The sequence below is a fragment of the Streptomyces sp. NPDC048436 genome (assembly GCF_043200355.1).
Classification (GTDB): Bacteria; Actinomycetota; Actinomycetes; order Streptomycetales; family Streptomycetaceae; genus Streptomyces.
On the sequence record NZ_JBICXP010000009.1, the window covers coordinates 206,388 to 226,816 of the forward strand.

The window sequence follows — 20,429 nt, forward strand, 5'->3', positions numbered from 1 at the left end:
GGGGTCAGGCCATGTGTTCGTCTGCGGCGCTCAGCGCCGCGTCCAGCGCTGCCAACCCCTCCTTCGCCTCCGTCTCCGTGATGTTGCACGGCGGCACCACATGCGTGCGGTTCATGTTGATGAAGGGCCACAGGCCCCGCTTCTTCGCCGCCGCCCCGAACGCCGCCATCGGCGCGTTCGCCTCGCCCGTGGCGTTGTAGGGCACCAGCGGCTCGCGGGTCTCCCTGTTCTTGACCAGCTCCAGGGCCCAGAACATGCCGAGGCCCCGCACCTCGCCCACGCTGGGGTGCCGCTCGGCGAGCTCCGCCAGGGCGGGGGCGATGACCTCCGCGCCCACGCGGGCCGCGTTCTCGACGACCCCCTCCTCCTCCATGACGTTGATCGTCGCGACGGCCGCCGCGCAGGCCAGCGGATGCCCGGAGTACGTCAGACCACCCGGGTAGGGCCTGCGCGCGAAGGTCTCGGCGATGGCGGAGGAGATCGCGACGCCGCCGAGCGGGACGTAACCGGAGTTCACGCCCTTCGCGAAGGTGAGCAGGTCCGGCACCACACCCCCGTCGAAGTGATCCGCGGCGAACCACTTGCCCGTACGCCCGAAGCCCGCCATGACCTCGTCGAGGACGAAGACGATGCCGTACCGGTCGCAGATCTCGCGTACGCCGGCGAGGTAGCCCGGCGGCGGGATCATGATGCCCGCCGTGCCGGGGACGGATTCCAGGATGATCGCCGCGATGGTCCCCGGGCCCTCGAAGGCGATGGTGTCCTCAAGGTGCTGCAGGGCCCGCTCGCACTCCTGCTGCTCGTTCTCGGCGTAGAAGGCGCTGCGGTAGAGGAACGGCGCCCAGAAGTGGACGACGCCCGACGTGCCGTTGTCGGAGGCCCAGCGCCGCGGGTCGCCGGTGAGGTTGATCGCGGTGGAGGTGCCGCCGTGGTACGAGCGGTAGGCGGAGAGGACCTTGGGGCGGCCGGTGTGGAGGCGCGCCATGCGGGTCGCGTTCTCCACGGCCTCCGCGCCGCCGTTGGTGAAGAAGATCTTGTCGAGGTCGCCGGGGGTCCGCTCGGCGATGAGGCGTGCGGCCTCGGAGCGGGCTTCCACGGCGAAGGCGGGCGCGAAGGTCGTCATCGTCGCCGCCTGCTCCTGAATCGCGGCGACGACCTTCGGGTGCTGGTATCCGATGTTGGTGAAGACGAGGCCGCTGGTGAAGTCGAGGTAGCGGTTGCCGTCGTAGTCCCAGAAGTACGAGCCTTCCGCGCCGGCCACGGCGAGAGGGTCGATCAGCTCCTGTGCGGACCAGGAGTGGAACACGTGCGCGCGGTCCGCGGCCTTGACGGCGGCGCCGACCTGGGGATTCGGCTGAGGGGTCATGTGGCCGAGGGTAAATGTCCAGGGTGTGGACCGGACATGGGCGGTCTGTTTCGCGGGGGTGGGAGGTACTGGACAGAGTGTCGGGGTGCGTACCCCCGGGGCCGGGAGCTACTGGTCCGCGTCCGCCACCACCCTCGCCCGCGGCTCCCCGCCCGCCCCGCACCGGATCTCGTACGGAAGGTCCTCCTGGTCGTCGTCATCGCTCGGTTCCGCCTCCAGGCGGGCCACCGGGCCCGGGCCCCGTTCCACGTCGTCGTCGATGTGGAAACCGTCCGCCGGGCTCCACGAGACCAGGTACACCGTTCCGTCACCCGCGCACTCGACCGTCGCCGTACCGCCCGTGAACCGCAGGGTCGATCGGTCGGAGGCAGTTTCCGCGGGTGCGCTCGGTGTGCCCGAGGACGAGGACGGTGACGAGGACGATGACGGTGACGGTGACGGGTGCGGCGACGCCGACGTCGCCGCCAACGCCCTCTCCACCGCCCCCTCGTCCAGGGGACGACTGTGCGCCGCGCCCCCGCCGTCCGAACTCGCCAGCTGCCAGGCGCCCAGCGCCCCCGCGGCCGTGCCCACCGCCACCCATGCCGCGGTCACCACCGCGTTCCGCCACTTCCTCATCCGGCCACTGTGCCGCACGGTTTCCTAACGCCCGGTTAAGAGCCGGCCAAGGCCCCTGACTACGGTGGATGTATGGCGCATCTTCTTGTCGTGGAGGACGATCCCCAGTTGCGCGGCGCCCTGGTACGGGCCCTGCGCGACCGAGGGCATGCCGTCGCCACCGCCCCCAGCGGCATGGCCGGCCTCGACGCGGCCATGACGAGCCGCCCCGACCTCGTCGTCCTCGACCTGGGGCTTCCGGACGTCGACGGGGCGCAGATCCTGCGTATGCTCCGCGCTGTCAGCGACGTCCCCGTCATCGTGGCGACCGCGCGCGACGAGGAGCCCGAGATGGTCGCGGTCCTTGAGGACGGAGCCGACGACTACATCGTCAAGCCCTTCGGCGCGGCCCAGCTGGACGCCCGCGTCAAGGCCGTCCTGCGCCGTCTCGGCGCGACCGAAGCGGAAGAGCCCTTGCGTCTCGGCGGGCTCACCGTCGACCCGGCCGCCCGCGAAGTCACCCTGGACGGCGCCCCGGTCGACCTCACGCCCCGCGAGTTCGACCTCCTCGCCTACCTCGCCCACCGCCCCGGCCAGGTGGTCTCCCGCCGCGAACTCCTCGCCGAGGTATGGCAGCAGCCCCTGGGCGGCGCCGACAAGACCGTCGACGTCCACCTTTCCTGGCTCCGCAGAAAACTGGGCGAGACGGCCCAGGCCCCCCGCTACCTCCACACGGTCCGCACCGTGGGCGTAAAGCTGACACCCCCGGAAGAGGCCCCCGACCCCCAAGGCCCCGGGGCCAACTGATGCGCCGCAGTCTCCTCCTCCTCACCGCCGCCACCACCGCCCTGGTCCTCACCGCACTCCTGGTCCCCCTCACCCTCCTCACCCGCACCCACGCCGCCGACCGCACCACCGCCGAGGCCACCGCCCGCGCCCAGTGGGTGGCGCACGCCATCGGGCCGAGTCTGGCCACTGCGGACGAGCGCGAGACCGCCGAGCAGACCGTCGAGAGCGTCAACACCCGGGATCTGCCGACCACTTCACTCATCCTGGCCGACGGCACCGTCATCGGGCCGGCCCCGGCTCCGGGGAGGGACAAGAGCCCGAGGAGCGCGGACGCCGTACGCCTGGCCCGCACCGGACGCGCCTTCACCTACGAACCCTCCACCGGCGGCCGTCAGGTCCTCGTCCCCGTCCAGGGCGCGTCCGACGGCACCGCGGTCGTCCAAGTGACGCTCACCGAACGGCAGTTGTACGCGGGCACGATGACCTCCTGGCTCGTGCTCGCCGGCATCGGTGTCGGACTCGTACTCATCGGGCTGCTCCTCGCCGACCGCCTCGGCGCCCGCCTGGTCGGCGCCACCCGCCGCCTCGCCCGCACCGCCGACCGGCTCGCCACGGGCGACCTCACCGCCCGTGCGACCCCCGAGGGGCCGCCCGAACTCCGCCTGGTGGCAGGCCAGTTGAACCACCTCGCGACCCGCATCGACGAACTGCTCACCGCGGAACGCGAGAACGCCGCCGACCTCGCCCACCGCCTGCGCACCCCCGTCGCCGCCCTGCGCCTGGACGCGGAGACCCTGCGCGACACGGAGGAGGCGCACCGCATCGCCGCGGACGTCGCCGCCCTGGAACGCAGCGTCGACGACGTCATCCGCAAGGCCCGCCGGCCCCTCCGGGAAACCCCGCACGCGGACCTCGCGGCGGTGGCCCGTGAACGCGTGGCGTTCTGGATGCCGCTGGCCGAGGATCAGGGACGTACGACGGAGCTGTCAGCCGGAACCGGCGACGCAGGACCCATCCCCGTCCCCGTCCCCGTCCCCGTCCCCGTCCCCGTCCCCGAGGACGATCTGACCGCCGCCATCGACGCCCTCATCGGCAACGTCCTGGACCACACCCCCCAGGGCACCCCCTTCCGCATCACCGTCCGCACCACCCCGGCGGGCCACGCCGAACTGACGGTCGCCGACGAAGGCCCCGGTCTCCCGCCCACGTACGCGGCGGAACGCGGAACCAGCGGCGGCGGCTCCACCGGCCTCGGCCTGGACATCGCCCGGCGGACGGCCGAGGACGCGGGCGGCACCTTCGACATCGCCTCGGACGCCACCAGCGGCACCCGGGTGACCCTCACCTTCCCCCAGGCGCCCCCGCGGCCCGCGGAAACGCCGTCCGCACGGCCCGCGCCCACCGGTTGATCCCCAGCTCGGGGCGGAGCGCGGCGAACCCGCCGCAGTACTTCGTGAAGTCCGCGGCCCGCACCCCGTACCGGTGCAGCACGCGGTCCGCCTCCGTGAGGTGTCCCCGCGTCTTCGTCTCCACGAGCACCAGCCCGGAGTCCGCCTCGACGACCTTCCCCGTGGACACGTCCCGCACCGCGAGCCCCGCGTCGCACGTGATCCGCTGCCCGTCGGCGACGAAGGTCGCGCGCTGGTACTCCGTGACGAGGGACTTCGAAAGACCGCCGGGCGCCTCGATCCCGTACGAGCCCCTCAGCACCCCGGCCAAATACCCCTGCCGCGCGGCGTCCAGGGCGTGGTCGTCGCCTTCGAGCCGCTGACGGTGCTTGACCGTCTCGCCACGGCCGCTCTTCAGCTTGATCTCGAACTGCCGCTCGCCGCTGTCCTGGTAGACCCGCTCCCTGATGCGGTAGCGCAGCCGCCTGCCCTGCCGGTGGTCGTGGAAAGTCAGCAGGTCAGGGGTGTCGTAGTACGTCGAGTGGTAGCTGAACCAGCGCTTTCCGCCGATGCTCAGGGCCCGGAAGGGGCCCGTGGGACGGCGCGGGTCCGTGAGGAGCGCGGCCAGGTCCTCGAAGATCTCGACCGGTACGAGATAGCTGTTGTCGTAGCGGGCGAGCAGCTCGGCCCGTTCGTTCACCTCGTCAAGCGCGATGGGGTGCGCGGCGAGCGCGGCTCGTCCGATGGCGCGTACGGCGGGGTTCACACGGTCTCCTTCTGGTGGGGGACGGCAGGCGTGCGGGACCGGGTCGTGCGGCGTCGTGGTGCTGTACGTACGAACTCCCCGGGCCGCTCGGAAGGTTCCGGCTGACGGAATCGGACTTCCAGAACCATCAAGTCCCGTACGTAGTCGATCTCCTGCACCGTCCAGCCGAGCGGCTCCCCGAGGCGCCGCCCCAGCTCGGCGCGGAGCTCGGTCTCCTCGCGGTACACGGCGTCCAGGGTGATGACCGCCCGCCGGTCACCGGCGAAGAGGCGGGGGTGGTCGGCCCCGTACATCACCAGGAGCAGCACGGCCGCGAGCCCGGCGGCGACCGGCAGATCGAGGCCCGGAAGGCCGCAGAGGAGGCCGAGGACCAGGGTGATGAAGTAGTACGCCACTTCCTGGTGCTGCACCGCGTCCGAGCGGAGCCGCACGATCGACAGCACCCCGAAGAGCCCGAAGCCGAGCGCGAGGCCGCCGTTGCCGCCGGCGCTCGCGAGGGCGGAGACGACCGCGAAGAGCGCGACGTTCAGGGCGAGATAGGCGGGGACCAGCTCCCTTCTGCGGTGGCGTGGATAGAAGACCCCGAAGGTCAGGAGGGTCACGGCCACCAGGTCGAGGCCGAGGTGGGCGGCCATCTGTCCGAGGTTCTCTGCGCTGTCCATGACCAGGACGCTAGGGACCGGCGGGTTAAGGCCGCCCCTGGTGAAAGTTAACGAGCCGAGCCCGTCCCTGGAGATATTCATTGACAGCATACTGTCGTGATGACAGCATGCTTACGTAGCATCTAGCCGTTTGACGGAGCTCAGCCAACGGAGGCAGCCATGTCCCGCAAGCCCGTGCACCTCGCCGTCTACGACACGCTCGCCGACTGGGAGACCGGCTACGCCACCGCGTTCCTGGCCCGCGCCGGATACGAGATCCGCACCGTCGCCACGGACCCGTCCGCGCCCGTCCTCACCACCGGCGGCCTCCGCGTCCAGCCCGATCTGGCCCTGGCCGATCTGCGGCCCGAGGACAGCGCGCTGCTCATCCTGCCGGGGGCCGACCTCTGGGACACGGGCGACGAACTCGCCCCCTTCGGGCGTGCCGCCCGCGCCTTCCTCGACGCCGATGTGCCGGTCGCCGCGATCTGCGGGGCCACCGCCGGGCTCGCCCGCGAGGGGCTGCTCGACGAGCGCGCGCACACCAGCGCGGTGTCGTTCTACCTCGCGGCCACCGGATACAAGGGCGCCGAGCGGTACGTGGAGGCCGACGCCGTCACCGACGGCGGCCTGACCACGGCCGGGCCGACCGAGCCCGTCGCCTTCGCCCGCGAGATCCTCGGGCGGCTCGGCGTTTACGAGGGCGAGAAGCTGGACGCCTGGTACCGCCTTTTCCACGACTCGGACGCCTCCGCGTACGAGGTGCTCTCCTCGTGAGTGCCGACCGGGACAGCGTGCGGCGGGAGCAGCAGGACCTGTTCTCCCGCACCGCCCTCGGCGTCTTCCGGCTCAACGGCCAGTTCCTCTCCGTGGCGGACGAACTGGCCGGGCCTGGCGGCCTCACCGCCGCCTGGTGGCAGGTGCTCGGCGCCGTCCTGCGCGAGCCGCTGCCCGTCAGCGGGATCGCCCGCGCGATGGGCATCACCCGGCAGAGCGTGCAGCGCATCGCCGATCTCCTCGTGCGCCGCGGCCTCGCCGAGTACACGGCCAACCCCGCCCACCGCCGCGCCAAGCTGCTGCGCCCCACGGACGAGGGCCTGGCGGCCGTCAGGAAGATCGGCCCCGGCCATGCGGAGGCGGCGGCACGGCTCGCCGCGGCGCTCGGTGCGGAGGAATTCGCCGAGACGGTAAGGGTGTTGGAGCGGCTTTCCGCCGTTTTGACGGAGACGTCCCTGGCCGATGCGGAAGCGGAGAGGGAACAACCCGTTACGGAGCCGTAGCAGGCAGTCCGTGCGCCGATGTCGTAACACCCCACTATCCTCGATCTGTTGCACACCGACGGGGGAGGTAGTCGCGGCGATGGAAAAGCTTGGGCCCGGGGATCCACAGCGAATAGGCGTCTACCGGCTGCTCGCGCGGCTCGGCGCGGGCGGCATGGGACACGTCTATCTGGCGCGCTCCGACCGGGGACGTACGGTCGCGGTGAAACTGGTGCGTGAAGAACTCGCCGAACAGGAGGAGTTCAGGAACCGCTTCCGGCAGGAAGTGCAGGCGGCGCGGCGGGTCGGCGGCGCCTGGACGGCGCCGGTGCTCGACGCGGACACCGAGGCGAGGATTCCGTGGCTGGCCACGGGTTATGTCGCGGGGCCCTCCCTGCAGAGCGTCGTCTCGCACGACCACGGACCGCTGCCCGAACGGTCCGTGAAGATCCTCGCGGCGGGTCTCGCCAACGCCCTCAAGGACATTCACGCGGCGGGACTCATCCACCGCGACCTCAAGCCGTCGAACGTGCTCGTCACGATCGACGGCCCGCGCGTCATCGACTTCGGCATCGCGCGCGCCCTGGAGACGGTGACCGACGGCGGCCTGACCCGCACCGGCGCGCTCGTCGGCTCGCCCGGCTTCATGGCGCCGGAGCAGGTGCGCGGCGACCGCATCACCCCGGCCTGCGATGTGTTCTGCCTGGGCTCGGTCCTCGCGTACGCGGCCACGGGAGCGCTGCCGTTCGGCACGGCCAACAGCGGCGTGCACGCGCTGATGTTCCGCATCGCGCAGGAGGAGCCGGATCTGGAGGGGCTGCCGGAGGAGCTGGCCGAGCTGGTCGGCGACTGCCTGCGCAAGAGCCCCGGGGACCGCCCTTCGCTGGAGCAGATCCTTGAGCGGACGGGGGCGGAGGACACCCTCGGCGACGGCGGCCGGACGCGCGATCCCTGGTTGCCGAGTGCGCTGGTCGCCCAACTGGGCCGTCATGCCGTGCAGTTGCTGGACACCGAGGATCCGGACGAGGGCGGGGCGGGGGCTGCGTCCTCGAAGCCGCCGGTGCCGCCGGTCTCCCTTACCCCTCCGAAGGAACTGGGGGCAGGAGTCGCCGCGGCCGGTGCCGGGCCCGCGGCCACGCCGGCGCCTGCTCCGGACCCCGCGGCGGGCGACACCCCGCCGCCGCCCGGCGCGCCTGGCGGTGCCTCCCTTGACCACCTCCCCACGATGATCACCGGGCAGCCGCCCCAGTCACCGCCGCCCACTCCACCGCCGGGCTCGGCGTACGGCTACCCCCAGCAGCATCCGCAACAGCAACACCCGCAGCAGCACCCCCAGCCCCCGGCGGGCTACGGCTACCCGCAGCAGGGCCCGTACGGCCCCACACCCCCGTACGGCCCGCTCGTCCACCCCCAGGGTGAGCCCCCGCGCCGCAGCGGCCGGTCCACCGCCGCGCTCATCGCGGTGGCCGTCATAGTGGCTCTGGGCGCGGGCGGCACGGTGTACGCCGTGATGAAGGGCGAGGGTTCCACGGAGGCGGGCGACGACAGCCCCGGGTCGACCAGCAGCGCCCCTACGACCCCGGGCACGCCGTCCGGGGAGAAGACGCCGGACCCCGAGACACCGCCCACGTCGCCCGCGTCCAAGAACGACGAGGGCGCCATCCCGGACGAGTTCCTCGGCACCTGGAGCGGCTCGATCGAGAACGACCTGGGCACCAACCCGCGGCAGCTCGTCCTCCAGCAGGGCGAGGTCGGCGACACCGTCATCTCGATCACGGCGGACGGCCCGACCAAGACGGGCGGCACGTACCACTGCCTGTTCCGGGGCAAGCTGGAGTCGGCCAGTGGCAACACCGTGCGGCTCGGCCCGACCGACGTGATCGACGGCGAGCCCGCGAACTGCAAGCCGGGCCAGGCGAGCACGGTCACGCTGCTCTCGGACGGCAGGCTGCACCGCGAGAACACCGGCACGGACAAGGGGCTGACCTACACCAAGGACGGGTGAGTCCTCGCGAGTGAACCGGCCGCCTCCGGTGGGTAGTTGAACCGCGGGCGAACAGCAACCGTCGGGGCGGACAAGCGCCGCCCCCTGGGGGCCGCCGGCGCCTACCGTGCCGCCCATGAACTGGTTGAGCACCGAAAACGTCATCGCCGTGCTCGCCATTCTGGTCGGCATCGCCGGTGCCTTCGTCCCCGTACTGCTCGAACGCCGCGTACCGCGCCGCAAGCGCATCGGCTACCGCAAGCAGATGGACACGGCGATAGGCGACAACGTCCGTACGGGCGACGCCAACGCGCGCCTCGGTCTCTTCGACGAGGCCCCCGAGATGTCCGACGCGACGCTGGTGCTGCTGCGCGTCGAGAACGACGGGTCACTGCCGATCGACGTGGCCGACTACACCGGCCGCTCGCCCCACGGCCTCACCGCCGTCTTCGAGAACCGCACGATCCGCGCCGTGGCCGTCACGCTGCCGCCCGAGGCCGACCACCTCATGGAGCACTTCGCGCCCGGCACGCCGCTCGGCTACGAGGACGGGCGGCTCCACATCCCGCGTGTGCCGCTCAACCGCGGCGAGTACTACAAGCTCCTGGTCCTGCTGACCGGCGGCCCCGTGGACAGCGACTACACCGTCATCGGCGGCATCCAGGGCGGCGAGACCCACGAGAACCACAGCGCGGCGCCCGACGAGAAGCCGCCGCTCTTCAGCAGGCTCTCCCAGCGCGTGGCGATCGCACTGAGCCTGGTGATCCTCGGCCTGGCAGGACTCATCCTGCTGCCCGACGCCACGCCCCCGCCCTCGTACTGCGAGACGGGGAAGCTCACCCTGACGGGGTCGACCGCGTTCGAACCGGTCGCCGCCGAGCTCGCGGACAAATACATGGACGACTGCGAGGGCGCCGACATCGAGGTGAGCGCGCACGGAAGCCGGGGCGGTGTGCGGGAGTTGGCGTCCTCGGACGCCGAGCCCGGTGACGACGGTGCGGGTTCACCGCCGGTGATCGCCTTCTCCGACGGCCCTCGCCCCTCCAGCTACACGCGCCTCAGCGAGACGCGGGTGGCGGTCTCCCTCTTCGCCCTCGTCCTGAACGACAGGGTCCCGGTGAAGAACCTCTCCACGACGGACGTACGCCGCCTCTTCAAGGGTGAGATCCGCAACTGGAAGGAACTGCGCGGCGGCCCCGACCTCCCGGTGGTGCTTGTCAGCAGAGGATCGAGCTCCGGCACGCGGGTCACGCTCCAGCACCGGGTCCTCGACGGCGCCTCGGAGATCCAGGAGTCGTCGAGCGACTGCCTGACCAAGGACATCAGCGCCACCGCCCCCGTCATACGCTGCGAACTCGACGCCACGGACCAGGTCCTGGACACGGTCGCCGCCACCCCGGGCGCGATCGGCTACAGCGAGCTGCGCAACACGGCCACCCTCACGGGCATGCACCGCCTGAACCTGAACGGCGACGCGCCGTCCATCGACCACATCCAGTCCAGCGGCTACCCGTACCGCGAGATCGAGTACGCCTACACCTACGGCCGCCCGCCCGCCGACTCCCTGGCGTCGAGCTTCCTCGCCTACGCGATCCGCGGGAACGGCCAGGACGTGGTGCGCACGCACGGGCACCTGCCGTGCCAGACACCGGTGGGGCTGCGGATGTGCGGCGAGGACGCGCCCGCGGCCGGCCGTTGAGCCGACCGCGGGCGCGTCCCTCCCCCGTACGGGGAACTCAGACGAACGAGTTGATCTGAATCGTCTCCGTGCGGCCGGGGCCGACACCGATCGCGGAGATCGGCGCGCCCGACATCTCCTCGAGCGCCTTCACATAGCCCTGCGCGTTCTTCGGCAGGTCGGAGAAGGTCTGCGCCTTGGTGATGTCCTCGGACCAGCCGGGCAGCATCTCGTAGACCGGCTTCGCGTGGTGGAAGTCGGTCTGGTTGTACGGGAGTTCCTCGACGCGCTTGCCGTCGATCTCGTACGCGACGCAGACCGGGATCTGCTCCCAGCCCGTCAGGACGTCCAGCTTCGTGAGGAAGAAGTCCGTCAGGCCGTTCACACGGGTCGCGTAGCGCGCGATCGGCGCGTCGAACCAGCCGCAGCGGCGGTCACGGCCGGTGGTGACGCCCCGCTCGCCGCCGATGCGGCGCAGCGCCTCGCCGTCGTCGTCGAAGAGCTCGGTCGGGAAGGGACCGGCTCCGACGCGGGTCGTGTACGCCTTGAGGATGCCGATGACGCGGCTGATCTTCGTCGGGCCGACGCCCGTACCCGTGCAGGCGCCGCCCGCGGTCGGGTTCGACGACGTGACGAAGGGGTACGTGCCGTGGTCCACGTCCAGGAGCGTGCCCTGGCCGCCTTCGAAGAGGACGACCTTGTCCTGGTCGAGGGCGTTGTTGAGGATCAGCGTGGTGTCGGCGACGTACCGCTTGATGTTCTCGCCGTGCTCCAGGAGCTGCTCGACGATCTGGCCGACCTCGATCGCGCGGCGGTTGTAGAGCTTGGTGAGGAGCTGGTTCTTGCTCTCAAGAGCGGCCTCGACCTTCTGCTCCAGGATCGACTGGTCGTAGAGGTCCTGGACGCGGATGCCGGTGCGGTTGATCTTGTCGGCGTACGTCGGGCCGATGCCACGGCCGGTCGTGCCGATCTTGCGCTTGCCGAGGAAGCGTTCCGTCACCTTGTCGACGGTCACGTTGTACGGCGTGATGATGTGAGCGTTACCGCTGATCAGCAGCTTCGACGTGTCGACGCCGCGCTCGTTCAGACCGCTCAGCTCGGAGAGCAGGACCGACGGGTCGACGACGACTCCATTGCCGATGACAGGCACGCAGTCCGGGGAGAGAATCCCGGAAGGGAGGAGATGCAGCGCGTACTTCTGGTCGCCTACGACGACCGTGTGGCCGGCGTTGTTGCCGCCCTGGTAACGCACTACATAGTCCACGGAGCCACCGAGCAGGTCAGTGGCCTTTCCCTTGCCTTCGTCACCCCACTGAGCACCGAGCAGCACAAGTGCGGGCACAGGCGTACACCCCTTCCGGGCGGGGCATGTCCAAGGTCAGGGGCCGTAGCCGCCGTATGGGTGTGCCTTGGATGCTGCCCCGGAATAGACGAAGCCCCTGGCGCAATAGCGCAAGGGGCTCTTGCACAAAGATGCTACCCGAGGACAACGGAAAGGGCGCACGTGTCGGCTCGCGACCAGCTGCTAGTCGTCATCGACCCGGTCGCCCGGCGTACGGACGGTGAGTCGGTAAGGATCGCCAAGGATGTGCTCGGCGCGGGCGCATCCATCCGCGTCTGCCTGCCCGAAAACCCGGAGGAGTTCGCCAAAGCCCTGATCAGGAGGGGTGCGCGGCGTCCTGTGGTGATCGGCGACGACCGTGCTCTGGTGCGGGCGGTGGGGGTGCTGCACCGGGAGCGGGAGCTCGCGGGCTGCGCGCTCTCGGTCGTTCCCGTGGGTTCCGCGCAGAGTCTCGCGCGGGCGCTCGGAGTGCCCGCCGGGGCGGTCGCGGCGGCGCGGGCGGTGCTGGAAGGCGCCGAGCGGCGGCTGGATCTGCTCGTCGACGACCGGGACGGCGTGGTCCTCGGAGAGCTGCGGATCCCCCCGGTCGCGGCTTCGGCCACCGGGGGCGTGGCGGTGGACGGCCACCCGTGGCTGCGGACCTGCCAGACCTTCGTCCGCACGCTGGCCGCGCGGCCCTCGCGGATCGCGTCGGCGCCGGGGCCCGCTCCGGCGCGGCTGCGGGTGGAGGCGGACGGGGTGCTCGTGGTGGATCTGGACCAGCCCGTCGAGGGGGTCGCGGTGAACCCCGCCGATGACGGCTTCGCGGAGGTCGAGGTGCGGCCATCGTCGGTGGGCGCGGCGGCGTCACCGCTGCGGGTGCGGGCCCGGACGATCACGGTGTCCGGGGCGGATTTCCGCTACCGGGCGGATGCGGTGGTCGGGGGGCCTGTGCGGACGCGGACGTGGTCGGTGCGGGCCAATGCTTGGGGCTTGACGTTGCCCCGGTGAGGGGTCTGGCCGGGGGCTCTGCGGTGGCCTACTTGCCGAAGAGACTCTCCCGGCGCACCCGCCAGCGCTCCATCATTCCCGCGAACTCGTCCTGCATGAACTCGAAGAAGGCGAGGGTCTCGGCCAGCCGCTGTCCCGCCGGGGTGTCGGGGCCGAGGCTGCTGACGCCGTCGCGCAGGGCCGCCTCCCAGCGCTTGAGCACGCCCTCCCGGCTGCCGAGCGCCTCGTACCACTGGTTGCTGTGCACCCGGAAGATGTCCCGCCGCGTGCCGGGCTCGCGCTCCCGGGTCACCATGTGCTGCTGCGTGAGGTAGCGGACCGCGCCCGAGACCGCAGCGGGGCTCACCTGGAGCCGCTCCCCGAGCTCCGCCGAGGTCAGCGCGCCCGAGTCCGAGGCGAGGAGCGCCGCGAAGATCCTCGCGGGCATCCTCGGCATCCCCGCCTCGACCAGCTGCGAGGCGAACTGCTCGACGAAACGTGAGACGAACCCGTCGTCACGTCGCGTCTCCTCATCGGGCTCCTTGGGCATCTGCCGATCATCTCCTCTGTGCGCCGGACCGCACCGAGTTTATACGCTTCCTTAACTTCACAACTTTGTGAAAGAAGCGTACGTTCTGAAACATGACGAAGGCAATCACCGTCTCCGGACTGCACAAGTCGTTCGGCCGGACGCACGCGCTGGACGGTCTCGACCTCGACGTCGATGCGGGCGAGGTCCACGGCTTCCTCGGCCCCAACGGCTCCGGGAAGTCCACGACCATCCGGGTCCTCCTCGGCCTGCTCCGTGCCGACTCCGGCGCCGCCCAGCTCCTGGGCAAGGACCCGTGGAGCGACGCCGTCGAACTGCACCGGCGCGTGGCGTACGTACCGGGCGACGTCACCCTGTGGCGCAATCTCTCCGGCGGCGAGGTCATCGATCTGTATGGGAAGCTGCGATCAGGGGGGCGCGCGAAGCGCATCAGGCAGGGTGGTGGCGGGCGACGGGCGGGCGGCCTCGACCGGGCGCGGCGGGCCGACCTCATCGAGCGGTACGAACTCGACCCGGCCAAGAAGGGGCGTACGTACTCCAAGGGCAACCGGCAGAAGGTCGCCCTCGTCGCCGCCTTCGCCTCCGACGTGGACGTGCTGATCCTCGACGAGCCCACTTCCGGGCTCGACCCGCTCATGGAGGAGGTCTTCCAGGCGTGCGTCGAGGAGGAGCGCGACCGGGGCCGCACCATCCTCCTGTCCTCGCACATCCTCAGCGAGGTCGAGACGCTCTGCGACCGCGTCAGCATCATCAGGAAGGGGCAGACCGTCGAGAGCGGTTCACTGGCCGACCTGCGCCATCTGACGCGGACCAGCGTCACCGCCGAACTGGCTTCCTCGCCAGCTGGGTTGGGTCAGCTGCCCGGCGTCCATGACATCGACGTATCCGGGAATCGCGTCAAGCTCCAGGTCGACACCGACAAGCTGGACGCCGTGCTGCGCGCGCTCACCGACTCCGGGGTGCGCTCGCTCATCTCCACGCCGCCCACGCTGGAGGAGCTCTTCCTGCGGCACTACCAGGACGACGTCCAGGCCGGCGGTACCGCCGAGAAGGTGGCCGCGCGATGACCGCCGTATCCGCGACCGGGTTCGCATCCCGCTCCGGTGGGTCACGTCAACTGGCCGGTACCGGCACCCTGTTGAGGCTCGCCCTGCGGCGTGACCGGGTCATGCTGCCCGTCTGGGTCCTTGTCGTCGTCGGCATGGTCCTGTCCATGCCGGGCGCCCTGGAGCAGACGTACGGCACGGCCGCCGAGCGCGCCGACGCCATGCGGTCGATGAATGCCAACTCCTCGATGCGGGCGCTGTATTCACCGGTGTTCGGGGACTCCGTCGGTGCGCTCTCCGCGTGGCGCATCGGCGTGTACGCGGCGGTGCTCGCCGCCGTGATGAGCCTGATCGTCGTCGTACGGCACACGCGCGACGAGGAGGAGACAGGACGCCAGGAGATGATCTCCGCCGCGATGGTGGGGCGCCGGGCACCGCTGACCGCCGCGCTGCTCGCCGCGTTCGTGGGGAACGCGGCCGTGGGGCTGCTCATCGCGGGCGGGATGGCCGGGCGGGGAGCGGCCGGGGCGCTCGCGCTCGGGCTCGGCGTCGCGGGCACCGGGATGCTCTTCGCCACCATGGCGGCGATCGTCGCCCAGCTCACGGAGAGCGCGCGGCTCGCCAAGGGACTGACGTCCGGGGTGCTCGGCGCCGCCTTCGTCCTGAAGGCGGCGGGCGACGCCGGAACCTCGGACGGCTCGTCCCCCCTGACCTGGCTCTCGCCGCTCGGGTGGGCGGAGAACCTGCGTGCCTACGCCGGTGAGCGGTGGTGGGTGCTGCTCCTGATCGCCGCCGCGATCGTCGCGCAGGGCGCCGTCGCCTTCAGCCTGGCGGGGCGGCGCGACGTCGGGATGAGTTTCCTGCCGACCCGGCCGGGGCCCGCGAAGGGCCGGATCGGCACGGCGGGCGGGCTCGCGTGGCGGCTGCAGCGCGGCAGCGTGTTCGGCTGGCTGCTCGGCTTCCTCGCTTCGGGTGTCGTCTTCGGCGGGATGGTCGAGGGCGCGGCGGACATCGTCGGCGACAACCGGAACACCCGGGACATCATCGAGCGGATGGGCGGCCAGGCGGGCCTCACGGACGCCTTCCTCGCCACGATGGTCGGCCTGCTCGGCATGGTCGCCTCCTTGTACGTCGTCGCCTCCGTCCTGCGGCTGCACGGCGAGGAAACCTCACAGCGGGCGGAGCCGGTCCTCGCGGCGGCGGTGGGACGCCTCCGCTGGGCCGCCGGCCACCTGGCCATCGCCTTCGGCGGTGCGGTGGCGCTGATGCTGGTGGGCGGGCTCGGTCTCGCCATCGGGTACGGCAAGGACCTCGGGCCGATCCTGGGGGCGTGCCTGGTGCAGGTGGCGGCGGTCTGGGTGCTGGGGGGCCTTGCGGTGCTGCTCGTGGGGGCGTACCCGCGGGCGGCGGTCTTGGCCTGGGGGGTGGCGGGGGTGTGTCTTGCCATCGGGTGGATCGGCCCCGCGTTGGACCTTCCGCAGGTGGCGATGGACGTCTCTCCCTTCGGCCACCTGCCGAAGCTGCCGGGCTCCGCGATGGCGTGGGGGCCTGTGGTGGTACTTCTCGCCGCCGCGGGGGTGCTGTCCGCCGCAGGCCTGGGAGGTCTGCGGCGGAGGGACATGACGACGTGACCCGGCGGTCTCCCCTGGGCGAACAAGCTTTTCCCTCCCACCCGCCCGATTGCCCCGCAGTACCCCGTGACCGAACAAGCCTTTCCCGCCCACCCGCCCGATTGCCCCGCGGTGACAGGGATGGGGAACGGAAGGCCCCACGTAGTCCCTACGGCGGACCCCCCAGAACCCATCCCTGAGGGGACGCCCCCCGGCAAGGCCTCCCCGTACCTTCGTAGACGTGACTGATGCGACCAAGCACGCCCCCAGCTCCAGCTCCCGCAGCCCGGAGTTCCGGATGGCCGTGGATTCCCTGGGCGGTCTCCGTGAGGCCCTCTTCCGCGATGCCTTTGCCTACCGGCCGCTGCCGGCCATGCGTACGGACGGACCCCTCGTACGCCGCCTGCCCGACCGCATACGCCGCTACGCGGGGTGGACCCCGCACGCGGCGGTCGTCTCGGCCGCCTTCTTCACGCTCTTCCTCGCGTACGCGGTGGACCCGTGGGTCGGGCTCGAATACGTGATCACCGGGTTCGTCCCGGCCATCGCCGTCCTCATGACCCTGCTCAGGCCCGTCGGCGCCTGGTGGGTCTCGATCGCGGCCACGCCCTTCTCCGGCGTCCTCGGCAGCCAGTGGGACGGCTATCCGTGGACCCCGAGCGTCTTCTTCGCGCACATCGCCGTCATGACGGTGATCACCCTGCGGACCCGCCCCCGCACCGCCGCGTGGATGTGGCTGGGCACGGGGCTTTACGGCATCGCCGCCGAGGTCTTCCTCAGCCCGGGGTACGGCACGAACATCCCGGAGATGCTCTTCTTCTCCGCCCTTGCCCTGCTCGCCGCCTCCCTCGTGCACATCCGCCGCGAGGCGCAGCGCGAGGTCAGCGTCCAGCGGACGGTCACCGCGATCGAGCGGGACAAGCGCACGCTCCTGGAGGAGCGGACGACGATCGCGCGCGAGCTGCACGACGTCGTCGCGCACCACATGTCGGTGGTCGCCATCCAGGCGGAGGCCGCGCCCTACCGCGTCGAGAACCCGCCGCCGGAGCTTGAGCAGGCGTTCGTCACGATCCGCGAGAACGCCGTGGCCGCGCTGACGGAGCTGCGCCGCGTCCTCGGTGTCGTACGCGCGGAGGACTACGAGGCGCCGGACGCCCCGCAGCCCACGCTTGCCGACCTCGACCGGCTCATCGCCAACGTCCGCGAGACCGGGCTCGACGTCGAGAAGGTCATCACCGGAGCCGTCCGCGAGCTTCCGCAGGGCGTCGAGCTCTCCGCGTACCGCATCGTCCAGGAGGCGCTGAGCAACACCCTGCGCCACGCGCCCGGCGCCACGGCCCGCGTCGAGGTCGGCTATGTGCTCGGCGGGCTTGGGCTGCGCGTCGTCAACGGACCGGCTACCGGCCTGGTCAAGCCATCCCCCGGAGCGGGCCACGGCATCACCGGCATGCGCGAGCGCGTCACGATGCTGGACGGCGAGATGACCGCCGAGAACACCGCCGACGGCGGCTACGAGGTGACGGTGTTCCTGCCGGTCGCCACCGCTTCGACCACTGCCACGGCTACCCCCTCGACCGCCTCGGAGCCCGCCGGAGGCAAGGAATGACCATCCGTGTACTGATCGCCGACGACCAGATGATGGTCCGCGAAGGCTTCTCCGTCCTCCTGAACGCGATGCCGGACATCGAGGTCGTCGGCGAGGCCGTCAACGGCCGCGAGGCGGTGGAGCGCGTCCGTGAACTCGCCCCGGACGTCGTCCTGATGGACATCCGCATGCCCGAGATGAACGGCATCGAGGCCACCCGCGAGATCGTCGCGGCGGGCGTCGACTCGAAGGTTCTCGTCCTGACCACCTTCGACCTGGACGAGTACGTCTACCAGGCACTGCGGGCAGGGGCGTCCGGGTTCCTGCTCAAGGACGCCTCCGCACGCCAGCTCGCGGACGGCGTCAAGGTGGTGGCCGCGGGTGAGGCCCTGCTCGCGCCCTCCGTGACGCGCCGCCTCATCACGGAGTTCTCCAGGCTCGGCGAGACACCGCGCCTGTCGGCGACGGTCCAGGCCCAGCAGTACGGCGAACTCACCGAGCGCGAGACGGAGGTCCTCGTCCTCATCGCCCAGGGCCTGTCCAACTCGGAGATCGCCTCCCGGCTCGTGGTCGCCGAGTCCACAATCAAGACCCACGTGAGCCGCATCCTGGTGAAACTGGGCCTGCGGGACCGCACGCAGGCGGCGGTCTTCGCGTACGAGGCAAGGCTGGTCACACCGGGCTGACCCCGACTACCGTCCCTCCATGGATGCCGCCACTGCTCCCTTCGCCCCCTGGTCACCGGAGTTCGTCGCCGACCCCTACCCCGCCTACGCAGGGCTGCGGGCCGCGGGCCGGGTCCACTACTTCGAGCCGACGAACCAGTGGCTGATCCCGCACCACGCCGACGTGTCGGCGCTGTTGCGGGACCGGCGCCTCGGGCGGACCTATCTGCACCGCTTCACCCACGAGGAGTTCGGGCGGCAGGCGCCACCGCCCGCGCACGAGCCGTTCCACGTCCTGAACGACAACGGCATGCTGGATCTGGAGGCGCCGACCCACACCCGCATCCGGCGCCTGGTCGCGAAGGCGTTCACGCCGCGCACCGTGGAGCAACTCAGGCCGTACGTCGATGAGCTGGCCGACCGGCTCGTGCGGGAACTGGTGGCGGACGGCGGCGGTGACCTCGCGGCGCGGGTCGCCGAGCCGCTGCCGGTGGCGGTCATCGCGCAGATGCTGGGCATCCCGGAGAGCGACCGGGATCAACTGCGGCCCTGGTCGGCGGACATCTGCGGGATGTACGAGCTGAGCCCCTCCGATGAGACCGCGGGGCGGGCGGTCCGTGCCTCCGTCGAGTTCTCCGCGTATCTGCGCGAACTGATCGCAGCACGCCGCGAGAAGCCGGGCGACGACCTGATCTCGGGTCTCATCGCCGCGTACGACGAGGGGGAGTCCCTCAGCGAGCAGGAGATGATCTCCACCTGTGTGCTGCTCCTGAACGCGGGGCACGAGGCGACGGTCAACTCCACCGTCAACGGCTGGTACGCGCTCTTCCGCAACCCGGAGCAGCTCGCCGCCCTGCGCGCGGCCCCCAAGGCCCTGATCCCCACCGCCGTGGAGGAGCTGATGCGGTACGACACGCCGCTCCAGCTCTTCGAGCGGTGGGTCCTCGACGACATCGAGGTGGACGGCACGCTCATCCCGCGCGGCAGCGAGGTGGCGCTCCTCTTCGGCTCCGCCAACCACGACCCGGCGGTCTTCACCGCCCCCGCCGCACTGGACCTGACCCGCACCGAGAATCCGCACATCTCCTTCAGCGCGGGCATCCACTACTGCATCGGCGCACCCCTGGCCCGCATCGAACTGGCCGCGTCCATGGGTGCGTTGCTCCGCAGGGCCCCCGGGCTACGGCTCGCGGCGGAGCCGGAACGCAGGCCGAACTTCGTGATCCGGGGGCTGCGGGAGCTGCTCGTAGAGGCCTGAACCCCCCTGAACCTTTGAGCCGCCTCCTCAGAACGCCAGCTGTGCGATCTCCTCCGCCACCACCGCGCACGCGTCCGCCGCCGGATCGATGAGCGGGAAGTGGCCCACGTCCTGAAGGAGCGTGAGCCCCACCACCTCGCCCGCCTTCGCCGCCGCGTCCGCGTACGCCTCCGACACTTCCTGCGGTACGACGATGTCCTCACGCCCCTGGACGACGGTCGTGGCGATGCCCGTCGGGAGCAGGGCCGCGGGGTCGGCGTGCGGCAGCCTCTCCTCGAACTTGCCCTCACCTCCGAGGAATTGGAGGGCAGCGTCCGAGCAGACCCCCAGCTCCTGCGCGGCGCGGAAGTCGGCGATGGGCGCGAGGGCCACCACACCACGGAAGGGCGCGGGCCGGTCGATCCGCCACGGGGAACCCTCGGGCAGAACATGGCGGGAGGCGGCCCACAGGGCGAGGTGCCCGCCCGCGGAGTGGCCGGTGACGACGGTGCGGCGCGTGTCGGCCGTCGGAAGGTGCTCCCGTACGAGACCCGGCAGCGCGTCCAAAGCGGCGGCCACGTCGTCGAAGGTCTCCGGCCAGCGCCCCGCGACGGGGCCCTCCCCCTGGGCGGGGATCGAACTGCCCCTGCGGTACTCGACGTTGGCCACGGCGAAACCGCGCCGGGCCAGGAAGTCCGCGAAGGGCGTGAGGTGCAGGCGGTCGTACGGAGCCCGCCAGGCGCCGCCGTGCAGTACGACGACGAGCGGGGCCGGGTTCTCCGTGTCGGCCCTGGGTCGGTAGAAGTCCACTACCTGGTCGGGGTGGTCGCCGTACGCGGCGGTGGCGTCGGGCGCCACCGCGGGGTGCGAGAAGGCGGCTTCGGCCTCGGCGGCATCGCGGGCCACGGCGGCGTCGTCCGGCATGCGAGGGCCTCTCTGCGGGGTTGGGGCTGCTGC

Annotated in this window: 19 protein-coding genes; 12 read left to right on the top strand and 7 right to left on the bottom strand. The window is 71.4% G+C overall.

Features of this window, described 5'->3' with window-relative positions; genetic code table 11:
* Positions 1–4 precede the first annotated feature (4 nt).
* Both ACGFX9_RS28605 and ACGFX9_RS28610 read right to left on the bottom strand, forming a co-directional pair.
* Complete coding sequence (locus ACGFX9_RS28605; protein WP_393478261.1) at positions 5–1,366, bottom strand: aspartate aminotransferase family protein; 1,362 nt, start codon at positions 1,364–1,366, stop codon at positions 5–7.
* 108 nt (positions 1,367–1,474) lie between these two features.
* Positions 1,475–1,984, bottom strand: a complete 510-nt coding sequence (locus ACGFX9_RS28610; protein WP_393478266.1) for a hypothetical protein — start codon at positions 1,982–1,984, stop codon at positions 1,475–1,477.
* A gap of 72 nt (positions 1,985–2,056) precedes the next feature.
* Between ACGFX9_RS28610 and ACGFX9_RS28615 the strand changes: the two genes are divergently transcribed.
* Together ACGFX9_RS28615 and ACGFX9_RS28620 are read left to right on the top strand one after the other, a co-directional pair.
* Positions 2,057–2,770 carry a response regulator transcription factor gene (locus tag ACGFX9_RS28615; RefSeq protein WP_393478269.1) on the top strand — a complete coding sequence of 238 codons (714 nt, stop codon included), beginning with the start codon at positions 2,057–2,059 and terminating at the stop codon, positions 2,768–2,770.
* On the top strand, positions 2,770–4,161 hold the full coding sequence (locus tag ACGFX9_RS28620; RefSeq protein ID WP_393478274.1) for a sensor histidine kinase: 1,392 nt from the start codon (positions 2,770–2,772) through the stop codon (positions 4,159–4,161). The genes ACGFX9_RS28615 and ACGFX9_RS28620 overlap by 1 nt, the downstream gene beginning before the upstream one ends.
* Here ACGFX9_RS28620 and ACGFX9_RS28625 read toward each other — a convergent pair.
* Complete coding sequence (locus tag ACGFX9_RS28625) at positions 4,094–4,906, bottom strand: VTC domain-containing protein (RefSeq protein ID WP_393478278.1); 813 nt, start codon at positions 4,904–4,906, stop codon at positions 4,094–4,096. The genes ACGFX9_RS28620 and ACGFX9_RS28625 overlap by 68 nt on opposite strands.
* On the bottom strand, positions 4,903–5,568 hold the full coding sequence (locus ACGFX9_RS28630) for a DUF4956 domain-containing protein (RefSeq protein ID WP_393478282.1): 666 nt from the start codon (positions 5,566–5,568) through the stop codon (positions 4,903–4,905). The genes ACGFX9_RS28625 and ACGFX9_RS28630 overlap by 4 nt, the downstream gene beginning before the upstream one ends.
* 159 nt (positions 5,569–5,727) lie before the next feature.
* Between ACGFX9_RS28630 and ACGFX9_RS28635 the strand changes: the two genes are divergently transcribed.
* The 4 genes from ACGFX9_RS28635 to ACGFX9_RS28650 all read left to right on the top strand — a co-directional run bounded on the left by ACGFX9_RS28635 (position 5,728) and on the right by ACGFX9_RS28650 (position 10,489).
* Complete coding sequence (locus ACGFX9_RS28635; RefSeq protein WP_393478286.1) at positions 5,728–6,324, top strand: DJ-1/PfpI family protein; 597 nt, start codon at positions 5,728–5,730, stop codon at positions 6,322–6,324.
* Positions 6,325–6,341: 17 nt separating this feature from the next.
* Positions 6,342–6,827, top strand: a complete 486-nt coding sequence (locus ACGFX9_RS28640; protein WP_393478618.1) for a MarR family winged helix-turn-helix transcriptional regulator — start codon at positions 6,342–6,344, stop codon at positions 6,825–6,827.
* Positions 6,828–6,906: 79 nt separating this feature from the next.
* Entirely contained in the window at positions 6,907–8,811 is a 1,905-nt protein-coding gene (locus tag ACGFX9_RS28645; RefSeq protein WP_393478290.1) for a serine/threonine-protein kinase, read from the top strand.
* A 115-nt stretch (positions 8,812–8,926) separates the two neighbouring features.
* Entirely contained in the window at positions 8,927–10,489 is a 1,563-nt protein-coding gene (locus ACGFX9_RS28650; protein ID WP_393478294.1) for a substrate-binding domain-containing protein, read from the top strand.
* 37 nt (positions 10,490–10,526) lie between these two features.
* Here ACGFX9_RS28650 and ACGFX9_RS28655 read toward each other — a convergent pair whose 3' ends face one another.
* Positions 10,527–11,810, bottom strand: a complete 1,284-nt coding sequence (locus ACGFX9_RS28655) for an adenylosuccinate synthase (protein ID WP_393478298.1) — start codon at positions 11,808–11,810, stop codon at positions 10,527–10,529.
* A 162-nt stretch (positions 11,811–11,972) separates the two neighbouring features.
* On the opposite strand from ACGFX9_RS28655, the gene ACGFX9_RS28660 reads away from it, so the two are divergent.
* Positions 11,973–12,800 carry a diacylglycerol kinase family protein gene (locus ACGFX9_RS28660; RefSeq protein ID WP_393478302.1) on the top strand — a complete coding sequence of 276 codons (828 nt, stop codon included), beginning with the start codon at positions 11,973–11,975 and terminating at the stop codon, positions 12,798–12,800.
* 28 nt (positions 12,801–12,828) lie between these two features.
* On the opposite strand, the gene ACGFX9_RS28665 is transcribed toward ACGFX9_RS28660, so the two are convergent.
* Entirely contained in the window at positions 12,829–13,329 is a 501-nt protein-coding gene (locus ACGFX9_RS28665; protein WP_393478305.1) for a GbsR/MarR family transcriptional regulator, read from the bottom strand.
* Positions 13,330–13,421: 92 nt separating this feature from the next.
* Between ACGFX9_RS28665 and ACGFX9_RS28670 the strand changes: the two genes are divergently transcribed.
* The 5 genes from ACGFX9_RS28670 to ACGFX9_RS28690 all read left to right on the top strand — a co-directional run bounded on the left by ACGFX9_RS28670 (position 13,422) and on the right by ACGFX9_RS28690 (position 19,493).
* Positions 13,422–14,396: an ATP-binding cassette domain-containing protein gene (locus ACGFX9_RS28670; protein ID WP_393478308.1), complete on the top strand. Its 975-nt coding sequence runs from the start codon at positions 13,422–13,424 to the stop codon at positions 14,394–14,396.
* A complete protein-coding gene (locus ACGFX9_RS28675; protein WP_393478313.1) occupies positions 14,393–16,006 on the top strand; it encodes an ABC transporter permease in 1,614 nt (537 codons plus the stop codon). Before ACGFX9_RS28670 ends, ACGFX9_RS28675 begins: the two co-directional genes overlap by 4 nt.
* 277 nt (positions 16,007–16,283) lie before the next feature.
* Positions 16,284–17,591, top strand: a complete 1,308-nt coding sequence (locus ACGFX9_RS28680) for a sensor histidine kinase (RefSeq protein WP_393478623.1) — start codon at positions 16,284–16,286, stop codon at positions 17,589–17,591.
* Positions 17,588–18,256, top strand: coding sequence for a response regulator (locus tag ACGFX9_RS28685; protein ID WP_393478317.1), 669 nt, complete (start codon positions 17,588–17,590; stop codon positions 18,254–18,256). Before ACGFX9_RS28680 ends, ACGFX9_RS28685 begins: the two co-directional genes overlap by 4 nt.
* Positions 18,257–18,275: 19 nt before the next feature.
* Entirely contained in the window at positions 18,276–19,493 is a 1,218-nt protein-coding gene (locus tag ACGFX9_RS28690) for a cytochrome P450 (RefSeq protein ID WP_393478322.1), read from the top strand.
* A 27-nt stretch (positions 19,494–19,520) separates the two neighbouring features.
* On the opposite strand, the gene ACGFX9_RS28695 is transcribed toward ACGFX9_RS28690, so the two are convergent.
* On the bottom strand, positions 19,521–20,396 hold the full coding sequence (locus ACGFX9_RS28695; protein WP_393478325.1) for an alpha/beta hydrolase family protein: 876 nt from the start codon (positions 20,394–20,396) through the stop codon (positions 19,521–19,523).
* Between the last annotated feature and the right edge of the window lie 33 nt (positions 20,397–20,429).